Source organism: uncultured Granulicatella sp. (genome assembly GCF_963516875.1).
GTDB lineage: Bacteria > Bacillota > Bacilli > Lactobacillales > Aerococcaceae > Granulicatella.
Window position 1 is genome coordinate 89700 of record NZ_CAUQCL010000004.1, and the last position, 24085, is coordinate 113784.

Consider the following 24085-nt stretch of genomic DNA (forward strand, 5'->3'; position numbering starts at 1 on the left):
TTTATCTCTTTTTTTGTTGCTTGACAGTGTGAGGGAATTGTATCAGAATAAAGTCATTAACGATTGTGAAGGAGGCTACCGATGATGGAAAAAGATTGGTGGAAAGGCAAAGTAGCTTATCAAATTTATCCAAAAAGTTTTAATGATAGTAATGGAGATGGAATTGGAGATTTAAAAGGAATTACCGAAAAGCTCGATTACTTACAAAGTTTGGGAATTGATATTTTATGGTTGTCTCCTGTATATAAGAGTCCATTTGTAGATCAAGGATATGATATTGCAGATTATTATGCAATTGATCCACAATTTGGAACAATGGAAGATATGGAAGAACTAATTACTGAAGCAAAAAAACGTGGTATTTCAATTATTATGGATTTGGTAGTGAACCACTGCTCTGATCAACATGAATGGTTTCAAAAAGCATTAGCAGATCCAGACGGCCCTTATGCCGATTATTTCTATTTTATTGAAAGTGAAAAAGAACCAAACAACTGGGAAACTTATTTCGGGGGTAGTGTGTGGGATAAAGTTCCTGGAACGAATAAATATTATTTACACTCATTCCATAAAGGGCAACCTGATTTAAATTGGCAAAATCCTGTCGTGAGAGAAGAAATTTATACGATGATTAATTGGTGGTTAGAAAAAGGAATCGGAGGATTCCGTATTGATGCCATTATTAATATTAAAAAGGATTTAGAGTGGCGTTCCTTACCATCTGAACAAGAAAATGGGCTTGTTCCTGTTCGTTATTCATTAGCAAATGCGCAACCGATTGAGCCATTTTTACAAGAAATGAAGGAAAAAACATTTGCCCGTTATAATGCTTTTACAGTAGGGGAAGTGTTTAATGAAACGGATGAAGAATTATATTTCTTTATTGGAGAAGAGGGAGTGTTCTCGTCTATTTTCGATTTCAAACAAACGATTTTAGGTCAAAAAGGAAATGGCTGGTATAGTCATGAGTTACCAACTGCAGAAGAATTAAAAGATAGTATTTTTAAGGCGCATCGTCGTGCGGATTCTATTGGTGTATTATCAACGATTATTGAAAACCATGATGAACCACGTGGAGTTTCTCATTACATTCCTGAAGGAGAAGTTACTGAAATTAGTAAAAAAGCTCTTGCGACGGTACAAATGCTTCGTAAAGGAATTCCATTTATTTATCAAGGACAAGAGATTGGAATGGAAAATCAAATTTTTGAATCGATTGATGAGTTTGATGATATTAATACATTAAATGAATATCATGTTGCAAAAGAAGCATGTCTAACGGATGAAGAAGCGTTGAAGGCTATTTCAAAATATAGTCGTGATAATGCTCGTACTCCAATGCAATGGAATGGTGAAGAGAAGTTAGGATTTACAACTGGAGAAGCTTGGCTTGCTTCAAAACAACCACAAAGAGACATTAATGTTGAAGCACAGGAAGAGAACCCACAATCTATCTTGAATTATTATAGAGCGTTAACTGCTTTGTATCGTGATGAAGTGTATGGCTCAACAATTCGTGAAGGGGTATTTGTTCCTGTTTTAGAAGAAGTGAAAAACATGATTGCTTATGAGCGTCGTGGAGAAAAACGTGTGCTTGTATTAGTGAACTATCAAGCAGAACCTCAAACAGTGACCCTACCAACAGCTATTTGTAAAGTTATTGTTGCAAACTTACCAGCTCAAATGAATGCTCAAGGAAATCAACTCTCTCTTGCTGGTTATCAAGCCATTGTCTGCGAATTAGAAGATTAGTAGAGTAAAGGAAACGTTCTTTCTACAAGTTTGTGGAAGGGGCGTTTTTTACTTCTTAAGAATCATTAAACAAGAAATTTTCCTATATGAAAACGGAAACAATGGGTGTATAATGAGTGTAATAAAAAAATAAAGAAACATATTGACAAAAAAGGACGCTAGGTATATAGTTAGCTAAAAGAGTAACTAACCTATTCTTTTTTAAAAAGTTTTGAGGAGGAATGTATCATGGATACACAAAAAATTGAACAATATGCAGGAGTTGTAAGAAAAGTTTCTACGGGGTTAAAAGTTTGGAATATTATTGGAATTGTTGGGAATGGTTTTGCAACAGCAGGACTAGTATTTCTATTATTGCCAAATACTCAAGAAGAATTAGCAAAATTAAATAATCCAGCCTTTAATACGGAAACGATTGGTTTGAGTGGGGCTATTGTTGTAATTTATTTATTACTATGTATTTTTTCAACGATTTTATATCATAAGATTGGAAAGAGTGCGAAACAACAACAATTACCAGATAAGAACTTATTAAACTTTGCGATTGGAATTCATGTATTTTCAATTGTGTTACAAATTGTAGGTCAATTCATTAGTCCGTCAGGATTTGATTTCACTGCTTATATTGTTCCAGCCATTATTGCCGGATTACTAGCATGGGTATATGTAACCTACCAAAAATGGGCACAAGAAGTAGTGAAAAAATAAAAATGATGTGATGTTTAGAAGTTTGAAAACAACCGTTAGGAGGAATGGATCATGGATACACAAAAAGTTGAAAAATATGCCGGAGTTGTTAGTAAAATTGCTACCGGATTAAAAGTTTGGAATATTATTGGAATTTTTGCGAATCTCTTTGTATTAATAGGAGTGGCGTCTACATTTGTTCCAAGTGTGCAAGAGGAATTAGCCAAAAAAGGTGTAGAACATAGTTCTGAAACGGCAGGAGTTGGAGTAGCAATTTTCCTATTATTCTTCATATTATGTACTTTTGCAACGATTTTATATCACAAAATTGGAAAGAGTGCTAAAACTCAAGCATTACCAGATAAGAATTTATTCTTTTATGTGATTGGAATTCACGTCTTTTCGATCTTAATGCAAATTGCTAATAATATTTTCAATCATCAAAAATTCAGTGTAACTACTTTTGTTATCCCAGTGATTATTGCCGGATTATTAGTATGGTTATATATGACATACCAAAAATGGGCACAAGAAGTAGCGAAACGTTAAGGAGAGTTATGAATGAGTAAAACATTAAAATGGAGCATGATTAGCGTAATGGCATTAGGAGCCGTTATTGTAATCGTATTAGGATTTTTAAAATTACGTTCTCCAGATAAGAAAGAAGAACACCATTATACGATTATGGAATTAACGGAACAGGAGCCTTTAGTATTAGATGGAAATATTGAAACGGCTAAAGAGCAAAGCTATCATGTGGACCCTCAAAAAGGGCAAGTCGCTCAAGTAAAAGTAACAGATGGTCAAGAAGTAGAAGCAGGTGATGTGTTATTTGAATATGATAATGAAACGATTAGTGACGAAGTTGCCGATTTAAATCGACAAGTAAGTCGTCTAGTAGCTGAACGTGATCGTCTCTATCAAGAATTAGAAACACAAAAGAATCGTAAAGCTCAAGCAAAACAAGAGTTAGAAAAAGAAGTCCCTGCTCAAAACCAACAAGGTGCTACGAATCAAACGACTCATGTAGGAGCTATGGATACGACAGCCTTTGATCAAGCCATCGAGGGAACTCAAAAAGCAATTCGTGATATGAATAATAATATTGAAGATGTGAATACAAAAATCGAACGTCTTTCTAAAAAAACAAATTCAAGTGTAACAGCAGATATTGCAGGAACGATTAGTATTAATCCAGAAGGAAAAACAAATGTACAATTAGCCTTCATTAAAATTACAAGTAAAGACAGCGAAGCGAAAACAACTGTTTCTGAATATGATTATGAATCAGTCGAAAAAGGAACTCCTGTAACGATCTATGTGAAAGCTCAAGATAGAGAGATTAAAGGAACGATTTCATTTGTTTCTACTGATCCATCAGGAAGTGTTGCGAGTCCAGTGCCAGCTCTACCAAGTTCTCCAAGTGCAGCTTCTAACAGTGGAAGCCATGGTGTTGCTCGTTATGATGTAATTGTAAAACCAGAAATTTCTCTTCCAAATGGATTTACTGTTCAAGTAAAAATCCCTCAAAAAGGATTAGTATTAACAGAACAAGCGATTCAAAAAGATGGAGAACAAGAATATGTTTATTTATATGATAATGGGGTAGCTAAACGCAAAAATATTAAACGTGTGAAAAAAGGATTCCAATGGATTGTTCAAGAAGGATTAAGTATTGGAGATAAAGTGATTGCAAATCCAGATTCAGACATTACAGATGGAGCAGCGGTGTCTTCTACACAATTGGAAGAGTCGGTGAAGTCCCATGATTAAATTAGAACATATTCATAAATATTATAAAGTTGGAGATGAGCAGTTACATGTATTAAATGATGTGACGGTTCGTATTGCCCAAGGAGAATTTGTTGGAATAATGGGACCTTCGGGTTCTGGGAAATCTACCCTCATTAATATATTAGGATTCCTAGATTCCAAATATGAAGGAAAATATTCTTTTAATGATGAGTCTGTTTCCAATTTGAGTGATAATCAAATTTCCAAAGTTCGTAATTCTACTGTTGGATTTGTTTTTCAAGATTTTAATTTAATTGAACAAGCAACCGTGGAAGAAAATGTTCGTCTACCTTTATTATATCGTGGATTAACACCACGCCAAACTCATACAAAAGTAAAGCAAGCACTAGAAAAAGTAGGACTCGGAGATAAATTAGAAAAATATCCTCGCCATCTTTCTGGTGGTCAAAAACAAAGAGTGGCAATTGCTCGTGCATTAGTGAATAGTCCAAAATTCATTATCGCAGACGAACCAACAGGAGCATTAGATAGTAAAACATCTGCGAGTATTATGGACATTTTATATCGTTTAAATCGTGAAGATGGAGTAACGATTGTAATGGTAACGCATGATCCGACTTTGACGAAGTATTGTTCTCGTGTCATTCATGTAATCGATGGTGTGATTCATGAACAAAAGGAGGGGATTCCACATGAAATTTAGTGTATTATTAGGATCCGCTCTGCATTCTTTAAAAGGAAATGCTCGTCGTACGATTTTAACGATGTTAGGAATTATTATCGGAATTGCAGCTGTTATTACAATTATGAGTCTTGGGAAAGGATTCCAAAAAATGGCTATTTCAGGATTAGCTGGTGAAGATAATGGGAAAGTCACTGTACAATTTTTCTATCAACCGGATAATCCACAATCTGTTCGAAAAGTAGAAAAAGCATTTTCAAAACAAGACCGTATTGGTGTGGAAAGTATTGAAGGAGTTTCAGGAACGGAAATCCCTGAAACAAAGGAACAAAATTATATTTTCGGTGTTTCGATTCCAACAAAGAAATCGACAGAACATGTTGTACTGGGGTTAGAAAAATCTGCAACAAAAGAATCTTTGACGGTTGGAGAAAATATTTCCCAAGTAGATATTGATGCGAATAAAAAAGTAGCGATTATCGATGAAAATTTAGCAGAATTGTTATTTGCTAGTCCAAAGCAAGCACTAGGACATGGAGTAACGATTGATGGAGAAGTGTATTATATTAAAGGGGTTAAACCAACTAGTAAAGTTGATGCGCTGCAAGCCATTTTTACTGGTGCAGATCCTTATAAAGCTGTACATATTCCAGCTACTACTCATCAACATTATCATAAAAAAGAAGAAAATGTAAATGGGCTAAAAGTATTTATTAAACCAGGCTATGTGGCAAAAGATGTCGCTAAAAAAATAGAAACTCATTTGAATGAAGTAGGTTCAAAACATACATCTGGTAAATATACTTTTATTGACGTAGCGGCTCAAATGGATATTATTGGGAAAGTGTTAGATGGATTAACATATTTCGTTTCAGCAGTAGCCGGAATTTCTTTATTCATTGCAGGTGTAGGCGTGATGAATATGATGTATATTTCAGTATCTGAACGAACAAAAGAAATTGGGATTCGTCGTGCAATGGGGGCTACTAAAGGTTCGATTCAATTACAATTTTTATTAGAAGGAATTATGATTACTTCTATCGGTGGAATTATCGGATATGTCACAGGTGTCTTGATTGCAATGCTGATTTCGAATTTCTTACCATTTAAAATTTATACCGACTGGACAGCAGTAGCGCTAACAGTTGGAGTATCTGTCTTTATTGGAATTGTATTTAGTGTCTTTCCTGCTAAATCAGCTGCGAATAAAGATGTCATTGAAATATTACGTTAAAAGGTTGGAGAAACTCCAGCCTTTTTTCTTTGAAATGATTGAAACATGAAAGAGAAACTTGTACTATAGATATGGCAATAAAACGAAGAAAGAGGTGAGCGCATGAAGATTGCAGAAGGAGATTTTTTATTTGAATTAAAATTTTTAGCTATCCAACCTCAAACACACAAAATTCAAACAGATGTTTTCTTACAAGTTTCTCAACAGGAAGAAGCTTATCAAGAAGTGATAGACTTATTATCTGTAGCACAATTGGAAGAATGTCTGGAAGCGATGAAGAACTTAATAGAAAAAGGAGAAGAATATTCTTCAGAATTTGAACAATCTAGATTAGCAGTGTTATTAGAACAACTAGAAGACGAGTATGTAATGACATGGGTCATTGCTCCAGAAAATATTTTAACAACGGCTTCTCAAGTCATTGGAATCGACCTAGCACAATTGGATGAAGAAGAAGTCTTTCTTTATCAAGAAGAAGAGGAAAAGAAACAAACAAAAACGGTTGAAGTGGAATTAAGTTTATCTGCTGAAGAAATGCGACAAATCTATGAACAATTACAAGAAGATTTGAAACGAGTAAAAGAATTTATGCTATAATAAAAATAGTTGAATCATATTGGAGGGTATGCATGTGAACATGAAAGAGATGGTCGGCAAACAGGCCGCAACTTATATTGAATCAGGTATGACAGTAGGGCTAGGAACAGGTTCTACAGCTTATTATTTCGTAGAAGAAATTGGTAGACGTGTAAAAGAAGAAGGCTTAGACATTATTGGTGTAACAACTTCAACACGTACAAAAGAACAAGCTGAGAAGCTAGGGATTCCATTGAAGAGTGTAGATGAAGTAGATTTCATTGATGTAACAGTTGATGGTGCAGATGAAATTGCTCCTGATTTTTCAGGAATTAAAGGAGGCGGTGGTGCCTTATTATTTGAAAAAATTGTTGCAGAACAATCAAAACGTATTATTTGGATTGTTGATGAATCTAAAATGGTGGATTATTTAGGACGCTTCCCACTTCCAGTAGAAGTAATTCCTTATGGTTCAGAACAATTATTCAAAAAATTTGAAGCAAAAGGCTATCGTCCAAAATTCCGAGTGTTAGAAAACGGAGAACGTTATTTAACAGATAGTCAAAACTATATTATTGACTTAGATGTGTTCCCAATTAAAGATCCTGTGACATTTGGAGCAGAATTAAAAGCTCTAACAGGACTTGTGGAACAAGGACTATTTACAAATATGACAGAAACAGTTTTAATTGGAACACCAGATGGTGTGAAAGTGCAAACTTTAGGATAATAGAGAGAAAAGGCCTGGGATTTGTCCCAGGCTTTTTTGTTTGGGGAAATGTGGTCTGGTTAAAGAGTAAGTGAGAAATAGAAATTGGTAATGAGATTAGAGGTAAAATTATTTTTATGTTCAGTATTATTCACAAGTAATATATAGTTGGTTTATATAGATTCTTTACAGGTATAACTTAAACAAATAACAAACTATATTTATTTAGTATAAGGGAAAGTTCGTTTTTATATTGAATTTCAAAGAGGACTACAGTATCCTTTCGATATAACTTAATTGAAATGATATGAAAAGAATGGGAACGGTTCTTTAAAGTGAAAACATTATTCTTTTGATGTGATAAATATACAATAAAGGTGTTCTAGGCTATCAGATGTAAAATAGATGTATAATATCATATTGTTTTTACACCTAAGTATAGACGGACATTTTATACCATTTCATGTTCAGATAAAGAATAAAAAGTTAACGAGCAAAACACGAACAATTATTTATAAAAACACTATTTTTAGATTCAATAAGTTAAAAACACGAACAATTTTAAAACTATAAATTATAAAAGTATGTTTTTGGGTTGAATTCCTTGTGATTCTTATGTATAATTTAGGTATGGAAACTAGTGTTTAAGATCTGTATATTTTTTTCGTTATCAGTAGGAGGAATTCAATATGGCTGAAGTTGAAAGTTTTACATTAGATCATAATAAGGTGATTGCACCTTACGTGAGATTAATTTCAAACGAATATGGGAAAAAAGGAGATGTCATTTCGAATTTTGATATTCGCTTTTTACAACCAAATAAACAAGAAATGCCGACTGGAGTGATTCATACATTTGAGCACTTGTTAGCAGATTTACTTCGTGATCGTATTGATGGAATTATCGATATTTCACCGTTCGGTTGTCGTACAGGATTCCACTTAATTCTCTGGGAAGAACGTTCAGCAGAAGATATCGCTCGTGCTTTGAAATCAACTTTAGAACAAATTGTTGAAAAAATTCAATTGGAAGATATTCAAGGTGTTTCTGCTGTTCAATGCGGAAACTATCGTGATCACTCTTTATTTGGAGCAAAAGAATATGCTAAACAAGTATTAGAACAAGGAATCAGTATTGATCCATTTGAACGTAAAGTGATTTAATGCCGTTTATAGATACAATGATTAGTAACACCTAGGGAGGAATTTCCATATGAACTTAAAAGCTATTACAAAATCTTTATTTGCACTTTCTGCAGTTGTAGCATTGGCAGCTTGTAGTAATCAAACTACATCAAACTCAACCACTTCTAATTCAAAATCAGAATTGAAAACAGTGAAAGTTGCTTCTGTGGGGTCTGATGCGGATATTTGGAGACATATTGCTGAATCAGATCAAGCAAAAAAAGCAGGATTAAAAATTGAAGTCGAAGAACTAAATGGTGGTGTGCCATTAAACCAAGCAGTTGCGGAAGGTTCTGTAGATGCGAATGCTTTTCAATCGATTGGGTATTTACACGGATTTAACGCATCAAATAGTTCTAAACTAACTCCAATAGGGACAACTTATATTGAACCAATGGGACTTTATTCTAAAAAAGTAAAAGCATTAAACGACTTACCAAATGGCGCTAAAATTGCGATTCCAGACAGTCCTTACAATACAACACGTGCGCTTCGTTTATTGGAATCAGCTGGTTTAATTAAATTACCAGCAGATTTCAAAGAAGGTACAGGTACTCCAAGTGATATCGTAGAAAACAAGAAAAACTTTGAATTTTTATTAATTGATGATACTACAAGTGTTCGTGTATTAGATGATGCAGATTTAATTGCTATTGGAAATACTATTGCACTTGAAGGTGGTTTAAATGTATTAAAAGATGCTTTATTCTATGAAAAAGCAGATGCATCTACGATTACAAGTATTAATGTTATTGTTGTGAAGAGTGGAAATGAATCAAATGATGATTATAAGAAATTAGTAGATTTATATCATGATGCTGATGTTCAAAAATTCATTTCAGATAAATTCCAAGGAACAAAAGTAGAAGTGAAGAAACCTATTTCTGATGTGTGGGGTAAATAATTCATGAAAATAGCGATTGTTGCTGCGATGAAAGAAGAACTTTATCCATTTGAAGAATACTACGCACCAAGAAAAGAAGTTTTCTCAAAAGGTCCAATTCGAATTCTTGAAGTTCATGAGAACCTTTATCTTGTTCAATCAGGTATTGGTAAGGCTAATGCTGCTGCTACAGCAGCTTGGCTTTGTGATAAAGTTCAACCGGAACTAATTATTAATACGGGAACAACGGGTAGTTTTAATGAAGATTTTGCACTCACAGACGTTATTGTTTCAACGAAATTTGGATATAGTGATGTGGATGCGACAGGTTTCGATTATGCATGGGGACAAGTTCCACAAATGCCAGAATCTTATCCAGTGAATAAAGCGTTGAACGAAAAAGTTATTCGTATTTTACAAGAGCGTATTACGGAATTTGGGATTCATAATGGCTTTATAGCAACGAGTGATTCTTTTATGAGTTCGATTGATACAGTACAAAATATTCGTGAACATTTACCGGATATTGTGGCAAGTGATATGGAATCAACACCATTAGCGCAAGTTGCTCATTTCTATGACATTCCTGTGTTGAATATTCGTGGTGTAAGTGATCATGTTGGAGGAGAAGCTCCAGATACATTTGAGGTAACTCTTGAACTAGCTTCAAAACATGCATTTAAAGCAGTTTGTACGCTTGTGGAAGAGTTATAGAATGATGATAAATACAAAGTAAAAAGGCTGGGACGAATCCCAGCCTTTTGTATTATGCTAAATACTTTTCTAAACGAGCGACTACTTCTTGTAGATTTTCCATTGAAGCAGCGTAACTGAAACGAACATAACCTTCGCCACCAGGTCCGAATGAAACTCCAGGGATTAATGCTACTTTAGCATTTTTTGCAAGGTCACGAACGAATGCCCATGAATCTGTTCCGCATTTTGTAGGAATTTTAGCAAATAGATAGAAAGCTCCATCAGGACTTGCTACTTCGAATCCTAAGCGACGTAATTCTTTTGCAAGATAGTCACGACGTTGTTGGTATTCTACTTTCATAATATCGCAGTCACCTTGTCCGTGTAACATTGCAGCTAAAGCACCGTATTGGCTTGAGCTACTTGGAGAAGTAACCATATATTGGTGAGTTTTAACAACTTCTTTAATAAATGGAACAGGTCCAAGAATGTACCCAATTCTCCATCCAGTCATTGCGTGAGATTTAGATAAACCTGTAATCACGATTGTTTGATCTGGTAAGAATGAAGCTAATGATGTATGAGTTCCGCTATATGTTAATTCTGCGTAAACTTCATCACATAATGCCCATAATCCATATTCTTTTAAAACAACGCTTAAAGCTTCTAATTGTTCTTTAGAATAAGTTACTCCTGTTGGGTTACTTGGATATACTAATACAACTGCTTTAAAAGTTTTTTCTGGATGAGCTTCAATAGTAGCACGTAATTTTTCTGGAGTTAAAACAAATCCATCTTCACTAGTATCGACTGTAATAAAATTCCCTTGATTCACCAATGTAATTGGCATATATAATGGGAAAACTGGAGTAGGAACAATCACTGTATCTCCAGGATTTAAAATAGCTTGGAAGCTAGCATTAATCGCTTCAGTTGCTCCGATAGTAGTGATGACTTGTTCTGCTGTATAGTTTAAATTGAATTTTTTATTGTAGTATGCTGCTGTTGCTTGACGTAATTCAGGAATCCCAGCATTTGGAGTATAGTGGGAATGATTATCACGAATTGCTTGAATAGCAGCTTCTTTAATATGTTCTGGTGTGTTGAAATTTGGTTCACCTAATGTTAATTTGATGATTCCAGGAATTTGAGAAACTTCTGCATCAAATTGACGAATATCTGAAACGGCAATTTTTTCAACGACTTGATTGAATGGATGTTCTAACATTTGTTAACCCCCTGTGTTATAGATAGATAAATTGTACCTTTTTTATCAAATATTAGCAATATAGAAACGAAAAAAGTCGAAGAAGAGTAAATGGAATGTAATAGAAATCTTTTAATTCAGTTGATGATTAAAAAATGTGGAATAAGAAAGTAGTTAAATTTCTTATTCCACATTAAAATGTATTTATATGAAGTAGTTTAATTTACAATAGAATTTCTTAAATTATTGGTTAAGATAGTTGTTTAAAATAGTTTCAATCTCACGTTCAGAATTTGCTGAGAGTAAAGATTCTTTAATATCAGCTTTCATGAGCATACGTGCAATTGATGCTAATATTTTTAAATGAGTAGTTCCAGCTTCGTTATCTGGAATTAATAAACTAATAATGAAAGAAGTAGGATTTCCATCCATACTATTCCAATCTAACCCTTTTTCTAAACGAACAATAATGATACTAGGCGTTAATATTTCCTTTGATTTTGTGTGAGGGATTGCAAAACCATCCATCATACCAGTAGTACCTTGCTGTTCTCGTTCAATAAATCCTTTGTAAACAGATTCCTCATTAGTAGCAATACTCAATTCGATTGCTTTTCTTGATAAAAAATGAAAAACCTCATCTTGAGAATTTAATTCTATGTTGAAAAAAATTGCATTTTGATTTATCAATTTAAAATTCCTCCTAACTTTTATTTTTATAGCATAGAATAATATAAAAATATAGGATTGTATATTATTTAGATAAAGGTTTTCTAGTTGCTCCTAAGACAACTCCACCTATAATTGCTCCAGTCGCAATTGCGATTACCCACAATAATGGATGTGTAACTACAGGTAGTACTAAAAATCCCCCGTGAGGTGCAGGAACTTGTACTCCAAATAAATAAGTTAAAATAGCTGCAATTGAAGAACCTAGCATCATTGATGGCATTGCACGTAGAGGGTCTTTTGCAACGAAAGGAATAGCACCTTCAGTAATATGAGTAGATCCTAAAATGAAATTCACTAAACCAGCATTACGTTCATTTGCGTCAAAACGATCTTTGAACAATAAAACTGCTACAGTAGTAATTAATGGAGGTGCAATACAAGCTGCACTAACACCAGCCATAAACGCAGTGTTTCCTTCTGCTAATAGTACTGTACCTGTTACATATGCAGCTTTATTTACAGGACCACCCATATCAAATGCACACATACAGCCAATTACTAAACCGAGAAGAACAGGGTTAGAATCTTGGAATCCTTTTAAGAATACCATTAAGTTTTGGTTGATTTCTGCCATAGGACTAACAATAATACTCATAAATAGTCCAGTGATTAATACTCCTAATAACGGATAAAGGAAAATAGCTTTTAATCCGTCTAGTGTTTTTGGTAATTTTTTAAATAATTTTTCTAAAAGTACAACTAAATATCCTGCGAAGAATCCACCGATAATTCCTCCTAAGAATCCAGCACCGCCGTTACTAGCCATAAGGCCTGCTACAAAACCGCTAACAAGTGCAGGTCTATTACCAATACTTTGTGCAATATATGCAGCTAAAATTGGTGTCATTAATCCCATTGCTAGTCCGCCAATTTCTTTTAATTGAGCAGAGAATGGATTATAAGTTGCGTGGTTTGGGTCAAAAGAATAAATTCCAAATAGTGCAAATGATACAGCAATTAATACTCCGCCACCAACGACGAATGGTAACATGTGAGAAACTCCATTCATCAAATGTTTATAAATTTCTCGTCCAATCGAGCTACCACCAGTAGTTGTTTGAGTAGATTCAACTTTTTTAGTAGGTTCGTCAGATGGGTATTTCACAATACCTTCTCCTCGTAATGCTTGAGCAATTAGTTCATCTGCATTTTTAATTCCTTGCCCTACAGAAACGTCAATAATTTTTTTATTAACAAATCTATGAGCTTGTACATCTTTATCAGCTGCGATAATTACTACTTTTGCGTTTACGATTTCTTCTTCTGTAAATTCATTTTCTACCCCAATTTGTCCATGTGTTTCAACTTTAATGTTTACTCCAACTTTTTTTGCTGCTTGTTCTAGTGCTTCTTGAGCCATATAGGTGTGCGCGATTCCCGTAGGACAACCCGTAGCGGCAATAATATCATATTTTGTCATTTTATTTTCCCCCTTTATTATTACTTATTAGTATAAGCGTTTGATTTGTTTTATCAATATCGGAACATCTGAAAAATCTGTTAATCCAGGTCTAAAAGCTGTAGAAGTTCCAGCAGCAACAGCTTTAATTAAAGAATCTTCTTTTGACATCCCTTGGATTTGACAACCGACAAAAGTAGCAAGTAATGTATCTCCTGCACAAGCAGTATTTACAACATTTCCTTTTGGAGCGTTAACGTGTATGTTTTCTGTTGGTGTAATTAGAATTGCTCCTTTTTCTCCTAATGAAACTAGTACATTTTGTGCGCCTTGCTGTAATAATTTATTTCCGTATTCTTTAATTTGTTCTAAAGATACATCTTTCAATTCAAACCAACTAGCTAGTTCTTCATCGTTTGGCTTAATCAGATAAGGGTGGAATTTTAATAATTCAGGTACGAAACTTGCAGAAGTATCAAGTATTAGTTTGAATCCCTTATGTTGAGATGATTTGGCAATTTTTTCGTAAGTACTTTTTGATATTCCTGAAGGATGGCTTCCTGAAACGAATAACATATCTTCAGAAGATAAAGTATCAATAATTGAAAGTAATTGTAACTCTTCTTTTTCAGTGACAGTAGGGCCTTGATTTACTAGTTTAAATTCTTCGTTATTCGCTACTACATGAGCAAAAACATTAATTCGTGTAATACCATTTACTGATACAAAATCAGTTTTAATTCCTGCTTTATGTAGTTCACTTTCAATAAATTCTCCTGTAAAACCTGCTTTGAATCCTGTTGCGACACTATCAATTCCTAGTTCTTTCAGTATGAAGCTTACATTAACACCCTTTCCATTAGGCATGTAAACTGCTTCTTCAGTTCTATTTACTTCAGATGCTTTCATTTGGAGTGTTTTGATATACAAATCAATAGCTAAATTCATGGTACATGTATAAATCATATGTTCACCTCCTTTTGTTTTTTTGTTATACTTATTATTACATAAATAACTTTGTAAAAGTTTTCTGAATAGGTGTTTATATTAGTAAAACTTTACAGAATGGGAGAGTTATCATGTTTAATATGCAGGGACTTACTAATACTGAAAAATATCTTCTTAAATATATTGAAGAGCATTTAGAATTAATACCATCAATATCAATTGTTAAGTTGAGTGAAGAAGCTAATGTTTCTACAGCATCAATAGTGCGTACAATGAAAAAGTTAGGTTATGATGGATTTACAAGTTTTAAGTATGATTTGAAAAAGCAATATCAACTATCTAATAAGGAATTTCCAACGTTTAATAGTTTAGAAATTGTTGATAAAAAAATTCAAGACGTTGTTGATAAGAATGAGCAAGAAGTAAGGAAAACAATAGAGCAACTAGATAGTAAGACGATAGAAGATGCTATGCAAGCAATCTTTGGTGCAAGAAAAGTGTTTATATTTTCAAGAGGGTTAAGTGAAATGATAGCTAGTGAAATGGAGATTAAATTTCATTTGTTAGAAAGAACCTGTGAGCAATATGTAGATCCTAATATTATTAAAACGATTAGTCACCGATTGAATGAACAAGATTTAGCTATTATCGTTTCTTTAAATGGGCATACAGAAGAGTTAGTAGAGGCAGCGAAGGTTTGTCATAAAAATGAAGTCCCTATAATTGTTATTACAGCAAATGGAATAAGTCCTCTTGCAAGATTAAGTGATATTACTTTTGTAGGATTTAAATCGGAAGATTCTTATTTCCCTGAGTATGAGGTACGTTCCCGTCTTCCTTTGCAAATTATTAGTCGAATTTTGTTAGATGCTTATGCAATTCGTGTTGCTCACAAAAGAGAAAAAACGAAAAAAGTCTTCTAACCACCCCTTCTACTAGCACAAGTTCAAAAAGTATTGTATAATATCACTGAAATATAGGTAAGCAGTCAAAGTGCGAGCCACTCTTTTATCAATAAGGGGTGGAGTGTGCACTTTTTTTGTGCAATGGAGCCAAGAAAGGATATCAGTATGCAAACAGAATTTGATACGATTGCTGCGATTTCGACAGCACCTGGTGAAGGGGCTATTGGGATTGTCAGAATTAGTGGAGATTTGGCGATTTCAATCGCAAGTTCGATTTATCAATGTGGAACAAAACAATTAGAAGAACAAAAGACTCATACGATTCATTATGGGCATATTGTCGACCCAAAATCTGGGGAAGTCTATGATGAAGTAATGGTGAGTGTTTTAAGAGCTCCAAAAACATTTACACGAGAAGATATTGTAGAAATTAATTGCCATGGAGGGATTGTGGCGATTAATCGTGTGTTGCAATTAGTGTTACGAATGGGAGCAAGATTAGCGGAGCCGGGAGAATTTACGAAGCGTGCATTTTTAAATGGACGTATTGATTTATCTCAAGCAGAAGCAGTCATGGATTTAATACGAGCGAAAACGGATAAATCAATGCAATTAGCGATGCGTCAATTAGATGGTCAATTATCGAATTTAATTCAAAATTTACGTCAAGAAATTTTAAATACATTAGCGCAAGTAGAAGTGAATATTGACTATCCAGAATATGATGATGTAGAAGAAATGACTTTGCAATTATTACGAGAAAAGACGCAACAAGTATTGCAAGGAATTCGTGCCTTATTAAATACAGCTAGTCAAGGGAAGATTTTGCGAGATGGGTTAAAAACAGCTATCGTGGGTCGTCCAAATGTTGGAAAATCTAGTTTATTAAATGTGCTATTAAGAGAAGAAAAAGCCATTGTAACGGATATTGCCGGAACAACAAGGGATACAATTGAAGAATATGTTAATGTTCGTGGAGTGCCTTTACAATTAATCGATACAGCAGGAATTCGTGAAACGGATGATATCGTAGAAAAAATTGGGGTAGAACGTAGTCGTAAAGCATTAAAAGAAGCGGATTTTGTCTTGTTGTTATTAAATCAAAGCGAAACATTACAAGAGGAAGATATTCGTTTACTAGAAACTACAAAAGGAATGAAGCGAATTATTTTATTCAATAAAACAGATTTGCCTTCAAAACTTTCAACAGAGGATATCGCTCCTTATGCTCAGGCAGAAGAGATTGTCACAACTTCTATGTTAAATAAAGAAGGAATCGATCAATTAGAAGAAAAAATTGCGGGATATTTCTTCCAAGGACAAATGAATGAACGAGATGCGACTTATTTATCAAATACTCGTCATATTGCCTTGTTAGAAAAAGCAGAACAAGCATTAGTCGAAGTGCAAAATGGGATTGAAATGGAAATGCCAGTCGATTTAATACAAATCGATTTTACAAGAGCATGGGATTTGTTAGGAGAAATTACAGGAGACAGCGTCCAAGATGAGCTTCTAACGCAATTATTTAGCCAATTCTGTTTAGGAAAATAAGAGAAAGCCACTATTGGAGAAAGGGAGTTTCGAATGACAAAGTTAGCAACAATTTGCTATATCGATAATGGGAAAGAATTGTTATTACTAAAGCGCAATAAGAAACCAAATGATGTGCATGAAGGTAAATATATCGGAGTAGGTGGCAAAATTGAAGCAGGTGAATCTCCAGAAGAATGTGCCATTCGTGAAATTTTTGAAGAAACAGGTTTGACGGTTCATCAAATGGCGTTAAAAGGGATTATTACTTTTCCTGAATTTACTCCCGAACATGATTGGTACACGTATGTGTTTCGAGTAACGGATTTTTCCGGGGAATTAATTGATTCTCCTGAAGGAACTTTGGAGTGGGTTCCTTATGATCAAGTATTGACGAAGCCAACTTGGCAAGGCGATTTGATTTTTGTGAGTTGGCTATTAGAGAATCGTCCATTTTTCTCAGCTAAATTTATATATAAAAATGGTGAATACATTCGCCATCAAGTGGAATTTTATACAACGAATGAACAATAGAAAGTAGGAGGAAGTATGGTAACAACTTATGAAGCTGGTAACTATGATGTTATCGTAGTAGGTGCGGGTCACGCTGGAAGTGAAGCTGCACTAGCAAGTGCTCGTATGGGTGCTAAAACATTATTATTAACAATGAATTTAGAAATGGTGGCATTTATGCCTTGTAATCCGTCTGTTGGAGGCCCAGCAAAAGGAGTCGTTGTGCGTGAAATTGATGCACTAGGCGGAGAGATGGGAAGAAATATTGATAAAACCTATATTCAAATGCGTATGTTAAATACAGGGAAAGGCCCTGCAGTACGTGCTTTACGTGCGCAAGCAGATAAGCATCTATATGCGCAAGAAATGAAAAAAATAATCGAACAACAAGAAAATCTTGACTTAAAACAAGGGATTGCGGAACGTTTAATTGTAGAAGATGGTGTTTGTAAAGGGGTTGTATCTCATACAGGTGCAATTTACCGTTCAAAAGCAGTTGTTTTAACAGCGGGAACATCTTCTCGTGGGCAAATTATTATTGGAGAATTGAAATATTCTTCTGGAGCTAATAATTCTCAACCGTCGATTAAATTATCAGAAAACTTATTAGAATTAGGATTTGAATTAGCTCGTTTTAAAACAGGGACTCCTCCAAGAATTAAGAGTTCTTCGATTGATTACAGCAAGACAGAAATTCAGCCAGGAGATGAAACGCCTAACTTATTTAGTTTTACTTCTAAAGATGAAGACTATCGCTATGATCAAATTCCATGTTGGTTGACGTACACAAATGAAGGGACTCATGAAAAAATTCGTGAGAACTTGCATCGTGCACCAATGTTTACAGGAATTGTAGAAGGGGTAGGAGCACGTTACTGCCCATCTATCGAAGATAAAATCGTTCGTTTCAGCGACAAACCTCGTCACCAAATTTTCCTAGAACCAGAAGGGGAAAATACGGAAGAAGTGTATATTCAAGGATTATCAACTTCTCTACCAGAAGATGTTCAAATTCAAATGATTCATACGGTAGAAGGCTTGGAAAAAGCTGAAATGATGAGAACAGGTTATGCGATTGAGTATGATGTAGTGATTCCTCACCAATTAAAAAATACATTTGAAACAAAAATTGTGGAGAATTTATTTACAGCTGGACAAATGAATGGAACGAGTGGATATGAAGAAGCTGCCGGCCAAGGTCTTTATGCTGGGATTAACGCTGTTCGTAAAATTCGTGGTGAAGAACCATTTATTTTAGGTCGTAGTGATGCGTATATTGGAGTATTAGTAGATGATTTAGTGACAAAAGGAACGACAGAACCATATCGACTATTAACTTCTCGTGCGGAATATCGTTTATTATTACGTCATGATAATGCAGATTTACGTTTAACAGAAAAAGGTCGTGAATTAGGATTAATTTCAGATGAACGTTATGCAGCTTTCCAAGAAAAACAAGCAGCCATTCAAGCAGAAATTAAACGTATCCAATCAATCCGTTTGAAACCAACGGAACAACTTCAATCATTCTTGGCAGAAAAAGAATCAGCAGAATTAAAAGACGGTATTTTATTAAGTGATTTATTAAAACGTCCAGAGTTAACTTATGATGACTTAATTGGTTTTGCAGAAGAAGAGGTAGCTGTTTCTCGTGAAGTGAAAGAACAAGTAGAAATTTCTGTGAAATATGAAGGTTATATTGCCAAAGCGATTGAAAAAGTAGAAAAATTAAAACGTATGGAAGCAAAACGTATTCCATCGAATATTGATTATGATGCCATTAATGGACTTGCTACAGAAGCACGTCAACGTTTGAAATTAATTCAACCAGAAACGATTGCGCAAGCAAGCCGTATTAGTGGGGTAAATCCTGCCGATGTATCTATTTTAATGGTGTATATCGAACAAGGAAAAATTGCGAAAGTTCAAGAATAGGAGAATTGTATGAAACCAGAAGAATTTTATCAAAGACTCCAAGAAGTTCATGGCATTACGTTAACAGAGGTGCAAAAAGAGCAATTTCATCAATATTTTCAATTATTGGTGGAATGGAATGAAAAGATGAATTTAACGGCGATTACCGATGAAGAAGGAGTATATTTGAAACATTTCTATGATTCTTTAGCACTAGGATTTCATCATGAGTTATCGAATCAAACATTGTGTGATGTCGGAGCTGGAGCAGGATTTCCAAGTATTCCATTGAAAATTGTATTTCCTGATTTAAAAGTGACAATTGTGGATTCGTTAAATAAACGAATTACGTTTTTAAACACTTTAGTAGAAACGTTAGGATTAACAGATGTGCAATGTTTCCATGAGCGTGCAGAAACTTTTGGACAAAATAAAAATTTCAGAGCATCTTATGATGTTGTAACAGCTAGAGCGGTAGCAAAATTAAGTGTACTAAGCGAATTTTGTATGCCGTTAGTGAAGAAACAAGGATACTTTTTAGCATTGAAAGCTGCTCATACAGAAGTGGAGTTAGAAGAAGCGAAAAAAGCGATTGCCATTTTAGGTGGAAAAGTGGAAGGCGATGTGTCCTTTGATTTACCATATGAAGGTGGAAATCGTCATGTCGTAACCATCTTAAAAACAAAAGAAACTCCAAATAAATATCCACGAAAACCAGGAATTCCGTTGAAGAAACCATTATAAAAGAAGAAAGACTTTTCTGTTGTAGTATAGTTAGAGTTACGTTTAGCAACTGTTACAAAGAAGAGTCTTTTTTGTTACAAAAAAATTAAAGGAATGTTAAGAATGTGAAAAAAATACCTTTTCTAACTAAAAGAGGAGTAGAATAAGTTTAGAGAGATTTTTGTAGAATTTCTTTGGATAAAATACCAATAAGTAAAGGGGAGATTTTCAAATGAAAAAGAAATGGTTTGGTAGTTTATTAGCTTCTACAGCTTTAGTAGCAGCATTAGCAAGTAGTCAAGCATTTGCTGCAACAAATGATGGTTGGGTTCAAAGTGGCAACCAATGGAATTTATACCAAGAAGGTAAACTAGTAAAAGATGGCTGGGCTAAAGATAAAGGCACATGGTATTTCTTTGATAATAATGGTGTGATGCAAACTGGCTGGGTATTCACTGGCGGAGCATGGTACTCTCTAAATGGAGATGGCGCAATGCGTACAGGTTGGTATCAAGAAGGAAATATATGGTACTATTTATCTGACCAAGGAGATATGCAAACAGGTTGGATAAAAGTAGGAGATAAGTGGTCTTACTTTGAATCAAATGGTTCAATGGTAGTAGATCAACCGGTGAAAGCAAGCGATGGTCGTTCATATGTCATTGGAAAAGATGGTTATATGTTAACAGATACTCCTTATCACCTAGTATCTGAACTTTATCGTATTGGGGGCGATGAATACTTACTTCATAAATCAAAAGATGGTGTCTATATTGCACAAAATGAATGGTATTTAGAAAGTAATGCTCGATTAGGAAAAGCAGGTTATAACTTATTAGATACATTAGTAGACCATCAAGAACCTGGTGGAATGATTGATCCTGATTCAGTTGTTAAAGGATTAAACCAATTTATGGACCGTTTCTACTTTGGTGAAAATGGGAAACGTGTAGAAAAATTACCAGAAATGTCAATTACTTCAACAATTAGTGTGAAAAATAATAACGTAGTTATTGATCATTTCACTCCACGTTTATCAATTTTAGGTCACTTTACAATTGTGAATAATAAACTTTATGTATTACAAAATCCTAATGAAGGTACATTACGTCCAGGTTACAAATTCTTGTTAGGACAAGGTTCAGAAAATGGCTATAACTTACTTGTTTTAGCGAATGAACAAGGGGAAGTTATTTCTATGAAACGTTTATCAAAAGATGTTTCAGACTTTAACAAAAAAGATATGTCTGGTTTAGCAAATGACCGTATTATGATTGATATCAATCAAACTGAAGATCAAATGGTTCGTGTATATCATTAATGATATGAGTTAATGGATATAGGATTTATGAAAAAAACCCTTAACTAAGAAAAAAGCGAAATGAAGCAACACTTCATTTCGCCTTTTTTATGCATTGAATCGATTCATAATCGAGTCGATATTTTTAATTAATACGGAAATGGATCCATCTGGATTGTTGATAAATTCCACCATTTCTTTATTTTCGTAAATGTCACTTGGAATGGTAATTTCAATTCCATTATCGAGTTTGAATTTTTGTTTGCTGTATTTTTTCTCGTATTTTGGTACATTTGTAACAGGAATTTTTTCTAGAATTTTTTCAGTCGTAATAGCTTGATAAGCCGCTTCTTTTGCGAGTGGTTTATCTTTGAAGACTGTATCGAAAATAATTCCTGCATCAATCTCATCACTTTCTTCTAATTGTGTTAAGATGGCTTGTTGTGTCGTTGCAAGAGCTAGATAATTTTCTTCATCATATTTTTTAGCAACATGAGTGACTGTCTTTTTAATTTCTTTGATTTGTTCCTGTGTACTTGTAGGAGGTGTAATTTCTAAAAATTGCTCAGAGAAATACGGGATTTTTTTACCCTCTACAATATATTTTCGTTCGATTAATTGATACTGTCTATTGCTTGTATCTACAATGAATGCTTCTGATAATTTTTGAGAAGGATTTGGTAAAATCGCATGGTTTTGCAACACTGTATTTAATACTTGGTCGTCTTCATAATCTAAAAAGTGAGTATATTTAGAACTATAGTCTAAACGTAAAATTGCAAAGAAATTTCCGCCTTGATCATTAATACCTGTTGCAAAGACATAATCAGCAGCGGGAATATCTTCTGCTGGGGCGATAATTTCATATAATTTATGAGCCAGTTGTTGTGTTTTTTCAATAAAAGGAATGCTGTCGTCTGCTAAGAATCCTAGAAGTGGTTCTTCTGGAGGTAGGATGCCATGACGAGGGTCGCTTTTTAATGTTTTTTCAATTATTTTTGTAAAATATTCTGTAATATAGGGATTCGATAAAGGTAATTCTTTTTGGGATAACAGTAAGTTTCCGCTATTTTTATCGAAAATGTGTAAATAAGCTTGGTGTAAAATCATAAGAACTCCTTAAAAATATTATTGATACAAACATACCATTTCTTTTTTTGTAAGTAAATGGAGTATACTAATTTTATTCTGAGGAGTGGGAGGTTGAGAAGTGTTTGAGAGTAGATTGCAAACTCCTCTAGGAGAAGTTCGTTTAAGAAGTGATGGAGAATCTTTAACAGGATTATGGTTTGTAGGGCAAGTCAATGATGCTAAGAATCACAGTGATATCGAGATAAAAGATGATTTATCAATTTTTGTACAAGTTGAAAATTGGTTAGAACGTTATTTTTCTGGCGAGAAAACTCCGATAACGATTCCGCTGAATCCTAAAGGTACAAATTTTCAGCAAAGAGTTTGGCAAATGTTGCAAGAAATTCCCTATGGAGAAACGATGACTTATGGAGAAATTGCACAGAGAATTGCAAAAGAAAAAGGAGTAGCAAATTACTCTGCTCAAGCAGTTGGACAGGCAGTTGGGAAAAATCCAATCAGTATTCTCATTCCATGCCATCGAGTACTTGGGAAAGATGGTGCATTAACTGGATATGCGGGTGGAATTCATAGAAAAGAAGAGTTGTTAAGAATAGAAAGGGGAAAATAAATGGTATTAAAAGGAATTAAAATGGTGTTAGCGGCATTTGGAGCGTTGTTAGTGGCACAAGCGTTAGGATTATCTTCAGCTTCCGTTGCTTCGATTATTGCGATATTGAGTGTAGTAGATACAAGAAAGTCTTCGATTGTAATTGCTTGGAAAAGAATTATTTCGATGTCTCTAGCATTAACAATAGCAGTATGTGTATTTATGCTACTCGGTCATTCAACAGCAGGATTTGGAGTGTATTTATTAATTTTTATTCCGTTAGCTTTTTTATTTAAAGTAGAAGTAGGAATTGCGCCAAGTTCAGTATTAGCCATTCATGTTTGGTTAAGTAAAGAAATTACTCCTAATTTATTGCTTAATGAAGCATTAATTTTATTGATTGGTGCTGGAGTAGCGATTTTAGTAAACTGGTATATGCCAAGTTATCAACAAGAAATTGAAAAGAAACGAGAAGAAATCGAAGCAAAACTTCGTGAGATTTTATGTTTAATGGCTTCGTTTTTAAGAGAAGGAAATGGTACAAATGATGCTAAATTAATTTTGGAAGCAAAAGCAACCTTAACGGAAGCACAAAAATTATTATATATCGAAAGTGAAAACCAATTATTTAGTCAATTTAATAAAGATTTATGCTATTTTGAAATGCGTGCGGAACAATTGCAATTACTAGAAGTAATGGCGAAAAATTTAAATGATTTTCATTGCCCTGCTAGAGAAGCGGAGTTGCTTGCTGAAATGTTCCGTTCAACTGGAGAACAATTGCATTTAATGAATACTGGTGTATCCTTAATGAATGAAATTCAAGATTATATTGATGAATTTAGAAACTTGGACTTACCACAAACGAGAGCTGAATTTGAATACCGTGCAACATTATTTCAGTTGTTAAGAGATTTACAACGGTTTATTGATCTTAAAGTATGTTATTTTAGAGATCATCAATAATTTGAGGAAAAATATCGTGAATTGTCAAGTCAAGTGCAACAAATGCTAACTTATCCTATATACCTAATTTAACTTCATATTTACAATATATTTTGATTCAAAACAA

Annotated in this window: 24 protein-coding genes; 19 read left to right on the plus strand and 5 right to left on the minus strand. The window is 34.1% G+C overall.

Features of this window, described 5'->3' with window-relative positions; all coding sequences use genetic code 11:
- The first annotated feature begins 81 nt into the window (after positions 1-81).
- The 11 genes from RWM24_RS02900 (at position 82) to RWM24_RS02950 (ending at position 10176) form a co-directional block, all read left to right on the plus strand.
- Positions 82-1752, plus strand: coding sequence for an alpha-glucosidase (locus RWM24_RS02900; RefSeq protein ID WP_314111351.1), 1671 nt, complete (start codon positions 82-84; stop codon positions 1750-1752).
- 228 nt (positions 1753-1980) lie between these two features.
- Positions 1981-2460, plus strand: coding sequence for a hypothetical protein (locus tag RWM24_RS02905; protein WP_314111353.1), 480 nt, complete (start codon positions 1981-1983; stop codon positions 2458-2460).
- 51 nt (positions 2461-2511) lie between these two features.
- Complete coding sequence (locus tag RWM24_RS02910; RefSeq protein ID WP_314111356.1) at positions 2512-2988, plus strand: hypothetical protein; 477 nt, start codon at positions 2512-2514, stop codon at positions 2986-2988.
- A 12-nt stretch (positions 2989-3000) separates the two neighbouring features.
- The gene (locus tag RWM24_RS02915; RefSeq protein ID WP_314111358.1) at positions 3001-4212 is read left to right on the plus strand and encodes a biotin/lipoyl-binding protein; all 1212 of its coding nucleotides are present in this window, start codon (positions 3001-3003) and stop codon (positions 4210-4212) included.
- A complete protein-coding gene (locus RWM24_RS02920) occupies positions 4205-4897 on the plus strand; it encodes an ABC transporter ATP-binding protein (RefSeq protein WP_314111361.1) in 693 nt (230 codons plus the stop codon). The genes RWM24_RS02915 and RWM24_RS02920 overlap by 8 nt, the downstream gene beginning before the upstream one ends.
- Complete coding sequence (locus RWM24_RS02925; RefSeq protein ID WP_314111364.1) at positions 4887-6110, plus strand: ABC transporter permease; 1224 nt, start codon at positions 4887-4889, stop codon at positions 6108-6110. The genes RWM24_RS02920 and RWM24_RS02925 overlap by 11 nt, the downstream gene beginning before the upstream one ends.
- A gap of 102 nt (positions 6111-6212) precedes the next feature.
- Positions 6213-6707, plus strand: coding sequence for a hypothetical protein (locus tag RWM24_RS02930; protein WP_314111367.1), 495 nt, complete (start codon positions 6213-6215; stop codon positions 6705-6707).
- A gap of 28 nt (positions 6708-6735) precedes the next feature.
- Positions 6736-7416, plus strand: a complete 681-nt coding sequence (gene rpiA, locus RWM24_RS02935) for a ribose-5-phosphate isomerase RpiA (RefSeq protein WP_314111369.1) — start codon at positions 6736-6738, stop codon at positions 7414-7416.
- 668 nt (positions 7417-8084) lie between these two features.
- Positions 8085-8558, plus strand: coding sequence for an S-ribosylhomocysteine lyase (locus RWM24_RS02940; RefSeq protein ID WP_314111372.1), 474 nt, complete (start codon positions 8085-8087; stop codon positions 8556-8558).
- 49 nt (positions 8559-8607) lie between these two features.
- Positions 8608-9483: a MetQ/NlpA family ABC transporter substrate-binding protein gene (locus tag RWM24_RS02945; protein WP_314111374.1), complete on the plus strand. Its 876-nt coding sequence runs from the start codon at positions 8608-8610 to the stop codon at positions 9481-9483.
- A gap of 3 nt (positions 9484-9486) precedes the next feature.
- Positions 9487-10176 carry a 5'-methylthioadenosine/adenosylhomocysteine nucleosidase gene (locus tag RWM24_RS02950; RefSeq protein WP_314111377.1) on the plus strand — a complete coding sequence of 230 codons (690 nt, stop codon included), beginning with the start codon at positions 9487-9489 and terminating at the stop codon, positions 10174-10176.
- A 52-nt stretch (positions 10177-10228) separates the two neighbouring features.
- Here the strand turns inward: RWM24_RS02950 and RWM24_RS02955 are convergent, their stop codons facing one another.
- The 4 genes from RWM24_RS02955 to pfkB form a co-directional block, all read right to left on the minus strand.
- Positions 10229-11386, minus strand: a complete 1158-nt coding sequence (locus RWM24_RS02955; RefSeq protein WP_314111380.1) for an aminotransferase class I/II-fold pyridoxal phosphate-dependent enzyme — start codon at positions 11384-11386, stop codon at positions 10229-10231.
- Between the two features lie 222 nt (positions 11387-11608).
- Positions 11609-12055 (minus strand): fructose PTS transporter subunit IIA, encoded by a 447-nt coding sequence (locus RWM24_RS02960; protein WP_314111382.1) that lies wholly within the window; start codon positions 12053-12055, stop codon positions 11609-11611.
- Positions 12056-12119: 64 nt separating this feature from the next.
- Positions 12120-13517 (minus strand): PTS fructose transporter subunit IIBC, encoded by a 1398-nt coding sequence (locus RWM24_RS02965; RefSeq protein ID WP_314111384.1) that lies wholly within the window; start codon positions 13515-13517, stop codon positions 12120-12122.
- Between the two features lie 27 nt (positions 13518-13544).
- Positions 13545-14462, minus strand: a complete 918-nt coding sequence (pfkB, locus tag RWM24_RS02970) for a 1-phosphofructokinase (protein ID WP_314111387.1) — start codon at positions 14460-14462, stop codon at positions 13545-13547.
- A gap of 113 nt (positions 14463-14575) precedes the next feature.
- On the opposite strand from pfkB, the gene RWM24_RS02975 reads away from it, so the two are divergent.
- The 6 genes from RWM24_RS02975 (at position 14576) to RWM24_RS03000 (ending at position 21353) form a co-directional block, all read left to right on the plus strand.
- Positions 14576-15367: a MurR/RpiR family transcriptional regulator gene (locus RWM24_RS02975; protein ID WP_314111389.1), complete on the plus strand. Its 792-nt coding sequence runs from the start codon at positions 14576-14578 to the stop codon at positions 15365-15367.
- 147 nt (positions 15368-15514) lie between these two features.
- On the plus strand, positions 15515-16903 hold the full coding sequence (gene mnmE, locus RWM24_RS02980; protein WP_314111391.1) for a tRNA uridine-5-carboxymethylaminomethyl(34) synthesis GTPase MnmE: 1389 nt from the start codon (positions 15515-15517) through the stop codon (positions 16901-16903).
- A gap of 33 nt (positions 16904-16936) precedes the next feature.
- Positions 16937-17416: an 8-oxo-dGTP diphosphatase gene (locus RWM24_RS02985; protein WP_314111393.1), complete on the plus strand. Its 480-nt coding sequence runs from the start codon at positions 16937-16939 to the stop codon at positions 17414-17416.
- 15 nt (positions 17417-17431) lie between these two features.
- Positions 17432-19330, plus strand: coding sequence for a tRNA uridine-5-carboxymethylaminomethyl(34) synthesis enzyme MnmG (gene mnmG, locus RWM24_RS02990; RefSeq protein ID WP_314111396.1), 1899 nt, complete (start codon positions 17432-17434; stop codon positions 19328-19330).
- A gap of 9 nt (positions 19331-19339) precedes the next feature.
- On the plus strand, positions 19340-20053 hold the full coding sequence (rsmG, locus tag RWM24_RS02995; protein ID WP_314111398.1) for a 16S rRNA (guanine(527)-N(7))-methyltransferase RsmG: 714 nt from the start codon (positions 19340-19342) through the stop codon (positions 20051-20053).
- A 211-nt stretch (positions 20054-20264) separates the two neighbouring features.
- A complete protein-coding gene (locus RWM24_RS03000; protein WP_314111401.1) occupies positions 20265-21353 on the plus strand; it encodes an N-acetylmuramoyl-L-alanine amidase family protein in 1089 nt (362 codons plus the stop codon).
- Between the two features lie 87 nt (positions 21354-21440).
- Here the strand turns inward: RWM24_RS03000 and RWM24_RS03005 are convergent, their stop codons facing one another.
- The gene (locus RWM24_RS03005) at positions 21441-22442 is read right to left on the minus strand and encodes a nucleoid-associated protein (RefSeq protein ID WP_314111404.1); all 1002 of its coding nucleotides are present in this window, start codon (positions 22440-22442) and stop codon (positions 21441-21443) included.
- A 100-nt stretch (positions 22443-22542) separates the two neighbouring features.
- On the opposite strand from RWM24_RS03005, the gene RWM24_RS03010 reads away from it, so the two are divergent.
- Both RWM24_RS03010 and RWM24_RS03015 read left to right on the plus strand, forming a co-directional pair.
- Entirely contained in the window at positions 22543-23034 is a 492-nt protein-coding gene (locus RWM24_RS03010; protein WP_314111407.1) for a methylated-DNA--[protein]-cysteine S-methyltransferase, read from the plus strand.
- Positions 23035-23979 (plus strand): aromatic acid exporter family protein, encoded by a 945-nt coding sequence (locus tag RWM24_RS03015; protein WP_314111409.1) that lies wholly within the window; start codon positions 23035-23037, stop codon positions 23977-23979. It begins immediately after the preceding gene.
- The last annotated feature ends 106 nt before the right edge of the window (positions 23980-24085 follow it).